8 protein-coding genes are annotated in these 12,746 nt (G+C 58.2%); 3 read left to right on the forward strand and 5 right to left on the reverse strand.

What is annotated here, in order from left to right:
- The first annotated feature begins 85 nt into the window (after window positions 1-85).
- Genes PK28_RS13005 through trpS form a run of 3 tightly spaced genes read left to right on the forward strand, consistent with a single transcriptional unit; the run spans window position 86 to window position 2,514 of the window.
- The gene (locus PK28_RS13005; protein ID WP_044514483.1) at window positions 86-853 is read left to right on the forward strand and encodes a queuosine precursor transporter; all 768 of its coding nucleotides are present in this window, start codon (window positions 86-88) and stop codon (window positions 851-853) included.
- A 37-nt stretch (window positions 854-890) separates the two neighbouring features.
- Window positions 891-1,520: a hypothetical protein gene (locus tag PK28_RS13010; RefSeq protein WP_156126382.1), complete on the forward strand. Its 630-nt coding sequence runs from the start codon at window positions 891-893 to the stop codon at window positions 1,518-1,520.
- Between the two features lie 16 nt (window positions 1,521-1,536).
- The gene (gene trpS, locus PK28_RS13015; RefSeq protein WP_044514488.1) at window positions 1,537-2,514 is read left to right on the forward strand and encodes a tryptophan--tRNA ligase; all 978 of its coding nucleotides are present in this window, start codon (window positions 1,537-1,539) and stop codon (window positions 2,512-2,514) included.
- A gap of 74 nt (window positions 2,515-2,588) precedes the next feature.
- Here the strand turns inward: trpS and PK28_RS13020 are convergent, their stop codons facing one another.
- The 5 genes from PK28_RS13020 to PK28_RS13040 all read right to left on the reverse strand — a co-directional run bounded on the left by PK28_RS13020 (window position 2,589) and on the right by PK28_RS13040 (window position 12,720).
- Entirely contained in the window at window positions 2,589-3,470 is an 882-nt protein-coding gene (locus PK28_RS13020) for a hypothetical protein (RefSeq protein ID WP_231576153.1), read from the reverse strand.
- A gap of 264 nt (window positions 3,471-3,734) precedes the next feature.
- The gene (locus PK28_RS19135; RefSeq protein WP_048826009.1) at window positions 3,735-9,455 is read right to left on the reverse strand and encodes a PKD domain-containing protein; all 5,721 of its coding nucleotides are present in this window, start codon (window positions 9,453-9,455) and stop codon (window positions 3,735-3,737) included.
- Between the two features lie 448 nt (window positions 9,456-9,903).
- Window positions 9,904-11,040 (reverse strand): CaiB/BaiF CoA transferase family protein, encoded by a 1,137-nt coding sequence (locus PK28_RS13030; protein WP_044514490.1) that lies wholly within the window; start codon window positions 11,038-11,040, stop codon window positions 9,904-9,906.
- A gap of 25 nt (window positions 11,041-11,065) precedes the next feature.
- Complete coding sequence (locus PK28_RS19140; protein WP_048826011.1) at window positions 11,066-11,842, reverse strand: DUF3108 domain-containing protein; 777 nt, start codon at window positions 11,840-11,842, stop codon at window positions 11,066-11,068.
- 137 nt (window positions 11,843-11,979) lie between these two features.
- Complete coding sequence (locus PK28_RS13040) at window positions 11,980-12,720, reverse strand: class I SAM-dependent methyltransferase (protein ID WP_044514493.1); 741 nt, start codon at window positions 12,718-12,720, stop codon at window positions 11,980-11,982.
- Window positions 12,721-12,746: the final 26 nt, after the last annotated feature.

Genomic DNA, 12,746 nt, shown 5'->3' on the forward strand with positions numbered 1-12,746 from the left:
GTTATTCCGGGCAGATCAGAGAATCCGGGTAACACATAGCCCGATTCCCTGTTCTGCTCGGAATCACACCTTAACCCAACTGCCTATGTTGCCTGTTTCCTCCTTTGCCCGCAAAAAACAGCAGCTGTATCTGGTTCTGAGCGGCATTTTTGTGGTGAATGCGCTGCTGGCAGAAATTATTGGGGTAAAGATTTTTTCGGCTAATGCCCTGCTGGGCATCCCCGCCGCCATTCCTGGCGACCTGACGGCCGGCGTGCTCATCTGGCCCGCGGTGTTCATCACCACCGACATCATTAATGAATACTTTGGGCGGGAAGGCGTGCTGCGCGTCAGCTTTCTCACGGTGGCGCTTATCCTGTATGCCTTCCTCATTATTCTGCTAACCACGCACCTGCCCCCGGCGGCATTCTGGCTGGATGTGAATAAGGTGGATGCGCAGGGCCGCCCTTTCAATATTAATTTTGCCTACCAGAGCATATTCCGGCAGGGCCTGGGCATCATCACGGGCTCCATCATTGCCTTTCTGATTGGCCAGGTACTGGATGCCACTGTATTTCAGGCCCTGCGCCGTATTACGGGCAGCCGCATGGTGTGGCTGCGCGCTACCGGCTCCACGCTGGTTTCGCAGCTGGTGGATTCGTTTGTGGTGCTGTTTGTGGCGTTCTACCTGTTCGGCAACTGGTCTTTTGCGCAGGTGCTGCGGGTGGCAAACACCAATTACTGGTATAAATTCGCGGCGGCGGTTCTGCTTACCCCGCTGTTGTACCTGGCCCACTTCCTGATTGACCGGTACCTGGGCCAGGAAGAAACCACCGAGCTGCAACAGGAAGCCGCGGCTAATGTGAGTGTGTAACAACTCTTAAGTCAAGGGTTCTTTTCTGTTATTCCGAATGCGTATAGGTATACTTTCATCTCTGCTTGCTCTATTCCTACCCCAGTTGGTAGTGGCCCAGTTTAATTCCTTTAAGGCCGGATCCTACATCCTGGATAAAAGCCGGCAGACACGGCATGATGCACAGTTGAAGCTGAAGAGCGACAAGCTCCTGGTTGCGAAAGACGCCAATGGGGAAACCCTCAAACTGACGCCGAAAGACATCTACAGCTTCCGGATTGAGCAACAGCGGTACAGGACAGCCAGCGGCTTTGAAATAAAGTCCGGGTTTTCAGGGGAGATTATAGATGAGGTTTTCGTGACTCTGCTGGATAGCGGGAAGGTGCTGCTGATGCGCTACGATTACATTTCCGGCTCGGCTATGCGCGTGGGAGCCGGGGGCGCTATGATGGGCGGTGGCGGCTTTCCGCAGGAAGTATACCTGATCCGGGGTGCCAAGAGCTATAGCACACCTGCCGTAGTCAGTGGCGGCAACTCCGCTAAAGCGAAAGCTGCCCTTCAGGCTACCTTGAGCCCCTATGTTGCGCAACGGCCAGATTTGGCCAAACTGCTGGCCGATGGCCAAATTTACGAAGGCAACCTGTTTGCCTTTATTCGTGCTCTTAATACGGGCCTCTCCTTTAAGTAGTCGTTTCCCTTTTCATATGTCCCGAATTCTAACCGGCATCCAGAGTACCGGCCGTCCGCACTTAGGCAACCTGCTGGGGGCCATTCTTCCGGCCATTGAGCTGTCAAAAAACACGGCCAATGACTCCCTGTATTTCATTGCTGACCTGCACTCCCTCACCACCGTGCGCGATGCCGAAACGCTACGGCAAAACACCTACGCGGTGGCGGCCGCGTGGCTGGCCTGTGGCTTCGACACGGAGAAAAACCTGTTCTACCGGCAGTCGGATGTGCCACAGGTAACGGAGCTGACGTGGTACCTCTCCTGCTTCACGCCCTTCCCCATGCTGGCCAATGCCCACTCCTTCAAGGACAAAAGCGACCGGCTCTCTGATGTGAATGCGGGCCTGTTTACTTACCCGGTACTGATGGCGGCCGATATTCTGCTCTACGATGCCGAGTTTGTGCCCGTGGGCAAAGACCAGGTTCAGCACCTGGAAATAGCCCGCGACATTGCCGCCGCCTTCAACAACCGCTACGGCGAGACCTTTGTGCTGCCCCAGGCCCGCGTAGATGAGCAAGTGATGCTGGTGCCCGGCCTGGACGGCGCCAAAATGAGCAAGAGCTACGGCAACATCATTGATATCTTCGCCGAGGAAAAAGCCCTGCTGAAAACCGTGCGCAGCATTGTTTCCGACAGTACCCCGCTGGAAGCCCCCAAAAACCCCGACACCGATACCACCTTCAAGCTATACTCCCTGCTGGCTACGCCTGCCGAGACGGACGATATGCGCCAGCGCTACCTGGCCGGCGGCTACGGCTACGGCCACGCCAAACAAGCCCTGTTTGAGGTGATTATGCAGCGTTTTGCCACCGAGCGGGAGCAGTTCAACTTCTACATGAACAACCTGCCCGAGGTAGATGCCCGCCTGGCGGAGGGCGCCCGTAAGGCGCAGGCCTATGGCTCCGAAGTGCTGAATAAAGTGCGCGAGAAAGTGGGCTATCTGCGCCGTTAAGCCTGTTTTTGCTAGCTTCCTTAACCAAAAAGGCCTTCCCGTGCGGGAAGGCCTTTTTGGTTGTTTGGGCCCGGCTAGTATATCAGGCCATCTACGCCGGGACGCTGCTGGTGGGAGAAGCTGAAGCCCACTTTACTGCCGCGGCTTACCTGCTGGTTTTCTATTTTTTGCTTAACGGTAATCTTCTGGATTTCCGGCAGCGGCGGCGCAATCAGGTCGTTGTTGACAGCGGCAATCATGGCGCTTTCCACAAACAGCTTCATGGCGTCGGAAGTCACCAAGTTATCGGACATATCCAGATCCGGCATTTCCAGCTGCTGCACGCCCTCCAGAAAGTAATGACTGTCTATGTTGATGAGCAGGCGGCCTACCAAGTAGCCGGGGTCATTCATGCGCTGGTACTTGATGCTGTCGGCCATGAAGTTATAGGCCATGATATGCCCGAAAAAGCGTCGCCGAAAATCCGCCTCCACGTAGTCGGTGCGCATGGGGCCGTAATCATCGGGAAAGGTGACGATGTTGGAGTGCAGCACGAAAATGAGCAGGTCGCCGGAAAACCGGATGTGAAACTCCATTTCATTGACCGGCACATACTCAATGGCCACGCTGGAGTCTACCGGCGTGAGCTTGCCGCTCAGCTCCACTACCAGCTCGCGCGAAACCTTGCGCAGCAGCTCAAAAGCATCCAGCGTGTTACGGTAAATGGCCTGCTTGGCAGTAGATTTTTGCCGCAGCCCTTCAAAAATCAGCTGTAAACGCTCGTTTACGGCCTCCGGGGTAATGGAATCTATATGCTGAAGGGCTTCCGACTTGCCACTGGTATCTGCCTTATTCTTGGGGACCAGCTGCCTGGCTTTCACTGGGGCTGGTGGCGTGGGGGCCGTTACTACCGGATCAATTGGCGGATTTTCGGTCAGCGCCTCGGGCGCGGTCTTTTTAGAAGTGCGTTTGGCCATGCGTGCAACGTAGGTGGGCAGGCAGAGGGAAGCGCCTGCTAGGGTGAGACTTGTATCCTACGCGAGGAAACGGCGCAGGTTAAAGCCTACTATGTACGAAAAACCGGACGATTATGGCCGCCCAAGCGCTGGCAGCTTATCCGCTTCTCCCCTTTCCAGCCGAGGCAAACGCGCCCTATCCATCTGAAAAATAGCCCGAACCGCCTTTCCTGATCAGGTTGGGCAGCCCGGGCTATTTTTATGGCAAACCGCATCAGGTAGGGCTTACTGCCGCAAAAGCTTCAGCTGAGTTTTCAGCTTCCGGCCGTTCCCCAGTTGCAGGTAATACATGCCCACCGCCGGCATTTCATGCGAGAAGTCAAAGGAGAGGGTAGCCGTGGGGGCGGCCAGCTGCAGGCGGCCGGTGGCAATGCGGGCTCCCAAGGGCGAAAGCAACGTGTAAACAACTTCCCCCTGCAGCGGCTCCGTCAGCCCAATCGTAAACCGGCCATCGGCCGATGGGTTGGGATACACGCTGATGCCCGCTGACGAGGCGGCGGTAGCGTGGCTGGTGGTAAGGCTGGCCACCGTTCTGGCGGCCGCACTAACCCCGGAAAGGGAAAGATTAAAGGAAATATCGGAGGAGCTGCCATTTTCCTGGTGTATCTCGGCGGCTATTACGTTGGTGCCGTTCACAAAAGCTGAAGCGGGAATAGAGAAGGTAATGGGCGTGGCACCATCATCAGTGGCTACCGCCGCCAGCGAGGTATTGTAGATTCTACCCGACGGCATATTGTTGCGGTACACCTCCGTGCCATTGACGTACACTATCACGCCATCGTCGCGCTTCAGGCTGGCCGTGTAGGAGCTGAAAGCAGCGGCATTGGCAATACTGATGCTTTTGCGGAAATAGGTAGTGATGTACTTATTGCTGGCATTGGGGCCGTAGCTAACCACCGTGGCTTCGTCACCGTCGCCGTAACCCAGCTCCGAGGGGCCGCTTTTCCAGTTGGCATCATTAAAGTTTTTCGCCTTCCATTTGTTGCCCTGGTTGGTGCCATTGTCCAGGTACTTCCAGGTGGCCCCAAAGGCAATGAGCGAGCTGCTGACGGGCTCAGAGTTCACCGTGATGGTCACTTCATCGGCAGTACTGCCGGCACCCTCATTATCGGTAGCGGTCAGACTGAAAACATAGCTGCCGGCCACCAGATTGCTCACCGTTGGGGACGCTTCGGTGTTGTTGCTGAACGTGGCCGTATTGGGCCCGCTCGTCTGACTCCACGCCAGGGAGGCCACACTGCCATCGGCATCGGAAGCGGAGCCAGCCAGCGTCACACTACTGGTCGGGAGGGTAATGGTCTGATCTGTGCCAGCATTAGCTACTGGTGGTTGATTACTGGCCTGCGTATTTACGGTAATGCTTACCTCATCAGCGGCGCTGGCGGCTCCCAGATTATCGGTTACCACCAGGCTGAAGACGTAGCTGCCGACCACCAGCCCACTAACCGTGGGCGCGGCCACCGACGTATTGGAGAAGGTAGCGATGTTGGGGCCACTCACCTGGGTCCAGCTATAGGAGGCAATGCTGCCATCGGTATCCGTAGCCGAGCCATCCAGCGTAACACTGCTGGTGGGTAAGGTGATGCTTTTATCCGCCCCGGCGTTAGCCACGGGTAATTGATTCGTGCTGCCGGAGGAGCCCGTGCCGGTCAGGGAGAAGTCAAACGACAGATCCGAGCTGACTACATCGTTCTGGTGCATCTCCACCGCTATGACGTTGGTGCCGGACACGAAGGCTGACACCGGAATGGTAAACGTCTGGGCCGTGGCCCCGTCATCGGGTGCCTGCATGGGGGCCAGCGTATTGTAGCTGATGGTGCCAGTAGGCAAGTTACTGCGGTAAACTTCCGTGCCATTGACATAAACCACGGCCCCATCGTCCCGCTTGATGCTGGCAGAGAAGGAGCTGTAGACACTTACATTGGCAATGCTGATGCTTTTACGGAAATAGGTAGTCACGTACTTGGCACTGGCATTGGGGCCGTAGCCGACCACGGTAGCTTCATCCCCGTCGCCGTAGCCGAGCTGGCCCGGCCCGCTTTTCCAGCTGGTATCATCATAGCTGCTAGCGCGCCAGTTGCTGCCCTGGTCAGAACCATTGTCCAGGTATTTCCAGGTGGCCCCAAAGGCTACCAGACCACTCGGAGCGGCGGTTCCGTTTACGGTCACGGTTACCTGATCAGCCGCACTCACACCGCCCTGGTTGTCGGTGGCGGTGAGGCTGAAGACATAACTGCCAGCTATTAAACCGCTTACAGTAGGCGTAGCCACCGTTTTGCTGGAGTATGTAGCCGTATTGGGGCCACTAATCTGGCTCCAGGCATAAGAAGCAATGCTCCCATCGGCATCGGTAGCCGAGCCGTCGAGCACCACGCTGCTGGTAGGCAGCGTCACGCTCTTATCGGCCCCGGCATTGGCTACCGGCAATTGATTGCTTGTTCCGCCAGAGCCCGTGCCGGTCAGGGAGAAGTCAAACGACAGATCCGAGCTGACTACATCGTTCTGGTGCATCTCCACCGCTATGACGTTGGTGCCGGACACGAAGGCTGACACCGGAATGGTAAACGTCTGGGCCGTGGCCCCGTCATCGGGTGCCTGCATGGGGGCCAGCGTATTGTAGCTGATGGTGCCAGTAGGCAAGTTACTGCGGTAAACTTCCGTGCCATTGACATAAACCACGGCCCCATCGTCCCGCTTGATGCTGGCAGAGAAGGAGCTGTAGACACTTACATTGGCAATGCTGATGCTTTTACGGAAATAGGTAGTCACGTACTTGGCACTGGCATTGGGGCCGTAGCCGACCACGGTAGCTTCATCCCCGTCGCCGTAGCCGAGCTGGCCCGGCCCGCTTTTCCAGCTGGTATCATCATAGCTGCTAGCGCGCCAGTTGCTGCCCTGGTCAGTGCCATTATCCAGGTATTTCCAGGCAGCTCCGTATGCCACTATAGTATTGGATGAGGTGCTGCCATTCACTGTAACGCTCACCTGGTCTGCGGGGCTGACGCCGCCTTTATCATCGGTGGCGGTGAGGCTGAAGACGTAGCTGCCGGCCACCAGCCCACTAACCGTAGGCGCGGCCACCGTTTTGCTGGAGAAGGTGGCGGTATTCGGGCCACTCACCTGGGTCCAGCTATAGGAAGCAATGCTGCCATCGGTATCCGTAGCCGAGCCATCCAGCGTAACGCTGCTGGCCGGCAGGGTAATGGACTTATCCGCCCCGGCATTGGCCACCGGCAATTGATTTGTAGTCCCGCTCTGACTAATCCCGGTCAGGGAAAAGTCAAAGGACATATCCGAGCTAACCGGGTCGGACTGGTGCACCTCCACCGCAATGACGTTGGTGCCGGACACGAAAGCCGATACGGGAATGGTAAACGTCTGGGCCGTGGCCCCGTCGTCGGTAGCCCCGGCGGCGCGGGTGGTGTAGGTAATGCCGCCGGTGGGCAGGTTGGTGCGGTAAACTTCCGTGCCGTTCACGTACACTACCGCCCCATCATCCCGCTTCAGGTTGCCGGTGAAGGAAGTGAAGTTATCGGCATTGGCAATACTGATGCTTTTGCGGAAATAGGTAGTCACGTACTTGGCACTGGCATTGGGGCCGTAGCCGACCACGGTAGCTTCGTCCCCGTCGCCGTAGCCGAGCTGGCCCGGCCCGCTTTTCCAGCTGGCATCATCATAGCTGCTAGCGCGCCAGTTGCTGCCCTGGTCAGAACCATTATCCAGGTACTTCCAGGTAGCTCCGTATGCTACCAGGGTATTGTTGGTGCCCGAGTTGCAATCCGGATTCAGCCGTACTTCTTTCTTCGTGGCCAGGCCGGCGGCATCTGTTACGGTAAGCTCAATGCGGTAGTAGTATTCTTCGTCTACACAGCCCAGCGGCTCTACAGTGGTGGTGGTTTCACGAGCGGTATCTATAGGCTCGGGGTGCTCGTGCGTGGCATGGTGCAGGAAGGTTTGCCACTGATAGAAGAGCTTGCTGCTGCTATGCTCCGCATCCGTCACGGTGGCCCGCAGCTGGTAGGTAGTATTGCCGGAAAGAGGATATAAAGTACCGGCAGGCGGGCTGGTAATGGTAACCTGCGGTGGGGTGTTGTTGGGCGAAATGGTTAAGGCCGTTTGCGCCGTGTTGCCCTGGGCATCGGTTACCTTCAGTGTAACGCTGAACTTGGTGGGGGCGCTGCTGGGCGCGGTAAAGGTATGACTGGGGTTGGCCTGGGTACTGGTAGTGCCATCCCCAAACGTCCACAGATAGGAAAGCGGCTGGCCTTCGGGGTCCGAGGAGTTGCTGCCGGTGAACTGCACGGCCAGCGGACTGGGGCCGTAGGCTTTATCGGAAGAAGCTACGGCTACGGGTGGCAGGTTGGCGCCGTTATAGGTAATCTTCCGGATTTCTGAAGGGTAGAAATTCACGTAGAACAACCCCTTTTCCGCCGGGCTGGTGGCCATGTACACCACCACGCAGTTGCTGTTTACAAAGTTGCCCACGGCGCTGGGCTTGTTGCTGCCATCCACCGTCATATTGCGCATCCAGCCGCTTACATAGTCGCCAAAGAAATAGCTGTTGGCGTACGGCGCCGGGAAATCGGTATAAGGATAAAAAACGCCCCCGGAGACGGACGAACCCCCAAACTGCGGCCCGGAAACGGGCGAGCCGGACGCCCCGATATTGGCCGTGGTGGCCGTGGAGCCACTGAACGTACCCGTGCGCGAGGGCCCGGCAGCATTGTGGTTCCAGTCTACCAGCGGCCGGGTGTGCACAAAGGTGGGAATGGTGGCGGGAATGGTTTGGCTGGTATTGCAGGGGTTGGGGAAGGTGGCCGTGCCCGTGGGCGTAGCCTGCTTTAGCAGGTCCTGGAAGAAGAAGTACTGCTGCGTGCAGCCGCCCGAGCCGTAGAGAGGGTTCGGGGCATCAGGATTAGAAATTTTGTTGTTCATGAAGGGGTCGTGCACCGTCAGGCCCTCATACAGCGGCCAGCCCAGGTTGGTGCGGGGCTTGTCTACCACGCTCACTTCTTCCCAGGTCATGTAGCCCACGTCGCCCACATACAGGGTGCCGGGGTTGGCGTCGGCGGGGTTGGTGCTGCCGGTGCCGGGGCGCAGGCTCATCCGGAAGGGATTGCGCATGCCCAAGGCCCACACTTTAGAGCGCGGCGCATTGGGGTCGTTGGCATCATAATAGGGGTTGCTGGGGATGCCGGCCCCGGTTTCCGGATCAATGCGCAGGATTTTGCCGCTCAGGCAGTCTACCATCTGGGCCCGGAAGGAGCCCACGTTTTCCTTCTGTCGCATGGTGCCATCGGCCAGCGACTGAGTGTAGTAGGTATTGGAGGCGCTGCCGAAGTCCGTAGTAGAGCCGCTGGCCCCGTCCCCGGTTGACACCAGCAGCGTGCCATCGGTACCAAATACCAGGGACCCGGTTACGTGGCCGCGGGCCGTGGAAATCAGCCCGTTGGTTTTGGTGGACCCAATGAGCATCTTGCGGCTGGCGGGGTCTACGGTGTAGCCGGAGGCGGTTTTGGTGGCCTTGAAGCGCGTGAGCCGGCCAATGGTAGCACTCAGGTAGTCGTTGGCAGTGGGGTTGTAGTTACTGGTGCCGTAGTTGATCAGGTAGTGCCGGTCTACCAGATAAAACACGTAGAAATAGCCGTTGGTATCAAACTGCGGATGCAGGGCAAAGCCCAGCAGGCCGTGGTCGTTCCAGGCGCCCACTTCCTCCCGAATATCGAGCATAAGGCTTTTCTGCCCGTTCTCCACCACCCACACCCGGCCGGGCCGCTCCCACACAAACATCTGGCTGCCCGACTTATTAAACGTCAGCCCCACGGCCTCATCCCAGCCGGTGGAAAGCGTGGTTGAGGTAAAGCCGCTAACCGGCGCCTGGGCCAGCAGCGGCTGCCAATAGGTAAGCGCCAGAAAAAGGAAAAGAAGCGAGAAACGGTTTTTCATTATCGGTGCTGATAGGAATAGGAACCACGTTATCATCTTCACTCTACCAACCGGTACATACACTGATGCCCGGGATACGCTGCCGGCTATTACTCCCTGCCAGCCTCCTGCTGCCCGCCTTCTCCTTTCGAAAAAAGAGCCGTTTTACTGATGTTGAGAATGTGAAGTATCTGTTTTCCCGGTGGATTTAGTGTTCGTGTACACGCAGGGGCGGCTTTCCCGCTCCCGGCCGGGTAAGTGCTTCAGACATTAATTGCCACTATTGGGCAAATCTGAAGTCGTACCCCGTGGGCCAATTTAATATGTATTATTTTAATATAAAATATAATAATTTAAAAGTCAATTGTCCAGTTCAAAGAATTCCTAGGACATAAGCTTCCACCAGCTCTTCTGCAGAGCCAGATTTCAGCTAAAAACCTGATAAAGAATAGAGAAGCCGTATTCCTGGCTACTCAGCCATACCCAGGTGGGGCGGCGCAGACAGTGCCGGGGCCACCGGCCACGCGGGGCTTTGAAAAGCCACTGTGCGCAGCCCCGCATGGGGAAATTCAGCCGTAGCCGGCAGCAGCATACGTTGTGCCGATTCCAGCCCTAGGGCCTCGCCCACAGTGCGCACTGCACCGGCCGGCACCGCCCGCTTCTCCAACTCCCTCAGCAACTCTGCCCCGCTGATAGCCGCTATCCGCTCAAGCAGGTGCTGTTCCAATGCGGCGCGGTGCGCCACGCGGGCGGGGTTGGTGGCAAAGCGGGCATCAGTGGCCCATTCCGGGCGCTCCAGTACGGCGCACAGCTCCTGAAACTGCCGGTCGGCACCTACAGCCAGTAGTAGGCGCACGCCATCCTGGGCGGTATACACGGTGCCGTAGGGCACAATGCTGGGGTGGCCCGAGCCCAGCGGCTGCGGGTCCTGCCCGGTCACCAGCCAGGTGGCGGCCTGGTTGGCCAGGGAGGCCAGCGCACTATCCCGCAACGATACCTGCACCAGGGCGCCTTCGCCGGTTTTCTCGCGGCGGTACAAAGCCGTCAGCAGGCCTTCTTTTAATTGATGCGCCGTGAGCAGGTCAATCAGGGCCACAGGCATTTTTTGGGGCGCCTGGCCGGGGCCGGCCGCGTTCAGGTACATAAAGCCGGTTTCGGCCTGCAGCACGGCATCATAGCCCGCGCGGTTTACGGCGGGGCCGTAGCCGGTAATGTGGCCGTAGAGCAGGCGCGGGTTAAGCTGGCGCAGAGTGGCGTAGTCTACGCGCAGCTTTTCGGCGTCGCCGGGCTTGTAGCTGGCCAGCACCACATCGGCACGGGCGGCCAGCTGGTGCACGGCGGCTTGCCCGGCCGGGGTAGTCAGGTTCAAAACCACGGATTGCTTGCCCCAGTTAGCGCAGCTGAAATAGGCCGATACATCGGTATTCACATCCTCCGCGCCGGTTTTCCAGGTGCGGGTAACGTCGCCGGCCGGGGCTTCCACTTTCAGCACTTCGGCACCTAATTCGGCAAAAAACTGCCCCACCTGCGGGCCGGCCAGCACCGAGGCCAATTCCAGAACGAAGAGGCCGTGGAGCGGCAAAGCAGCAGATGGGGCAGCAGACATAGCAGAGAAGCAGGAGAACCAGCCGCTAAATAAGCGGCTTGCGCGGACTCAGCGGTATGGCGGGCGTGCTCAGCTTCACTTTATAGCGCATCACGCCATTAAACAGCTCCTCCATTTTGAGTACTTCCCGGGTTTTGACCGATACCCAGAACTGCCCGTAGTTCTGCTCACTGTAGTTGATTTTCAGCAGCCAGCATTCTTCCTGGCCCCCGCCCAGCACAGGTATTTTCTCCTTGCCCACCACCCGGTACTCGTACCACTGCGGCGGCGTTTTACTGCCCGGGTGGTAAAAATTGATGACGAACTGCTTGTTGGGTGCGTAGTCCAGCAGCTCCAGAGTTTCCAGGTCCAGCTCCCAGTTGAAAGTAGGCGCGGTGTGCGGCATAGAGAAGCCGGCCTGTTTATTATCGGCCACGGAATCGGCGCCAACTACCCTGTCGGGCAGGAAATTAAAGGCATCCAGGCCGGAGCGGCGGGTTTGGGCACGGTGGTAGAGGGGCAGGAAGTTGCGCAGGCTGTTCAGGGAATAAACCTGGCGGTTGCTCAGAGTGTCGCCGGCATACCAGAGCTGGCGCACGGCTATCTGTTGCTTTTTCTCATCAACGGCCACCTCGCGCACCCACACGGCCGAGGTGTTGTACTGGGGCCGCTCGGTGCGCTGCCGGAACACCAGGTATTCCCGGGTGCCGGGCTTCAGGCGGCGCAGCTGCCTGGGCGTGAAGCTGCGAATGGTGTCCACGGATTGGGCCATGCCGCACATGGGTAAGGCGGCCAGCAAGAGCAGGGAGGCTAGCTTTTTCATAGGTCAGAAAGTTGAATTTCCCCTTCTGACACGGCCTGACGGACTCTGGTTGCCCGTAGTACTATATATATTGACTGAAATATACCCCGCTAAGCAGTAACCTTTTCGCAGCCAATTAAATACGATACCTGCTTTTCTTACCGCGCCCGGCCCAGGCGCAAAAACACCGGGAAGCGCACTTCCCGCTCCCCTTCGCCCCATAGCCGCGTCACTTCTTCGGCAATAAGCAGCACGGCATCCTGCTGGTGCTGGCGCTGGTAGTTAGCCACGCTGGACCAGGTGCGCAGGTAATTTAGGAAATGCGCGGCCGTCCAGCGGCGGGCTTCCGTGAAGCGGGTCGTTTCTACTTCCGCAAACGGAAACGGCAGGCGGGCATACTCATCATCAATATGCCAGCGGTTGGCATCCCAATAGGCGTGCAAGGTTTCGGCGTAAAAGGTTTGAATGATGGGGTCGAGTTCGGGGTTGACCTCCACTAAACTGTACCCCCACTCCGCAATAACGCCACCCGGCTGCAGCACGCGCTGCACTTCCTGGTTGAACGCCGCCGGCTCAAACCAATGCACAGCCTGCCCCACCGTCACCAGGTCAAAGTGCTGGTCCGGGAAAGGCGTGTGCTCGGCTTGGGCTAGCTGGTAGTTGATGTTGGGCCGCGGCGGTGCCTGGGCCAGCTGCGCCTGGCTGATATCGGTGGCTTCTACCTGGGCAAAGTGCCGGGCCAGCACCACGGCCACCTGGCCGTTGCCGGTGGCGCAGTCCCAGGCGCGGTGGCGGCCGGGCACGCGGGCCAGCAGCCATTCGTACAGGGCCGCGGGGTAGTCGATGCGGAATTGGGCGTACAGCTTCGCCTGGGTAGAAAATCGGTCGAGGATGGGCATAGCGGTAAAGAAAGAAATAATGGCTG

The sequence above is a fragment of the Hymenobacter sp. DG25B genome, from assembly GCF_000801315.1.
Taxonomy (GTDB): Bacteria; Bacteroidota; Bacteroidia; order Cytophagales; family Hymenobacteraceae; genus Hymenobacter.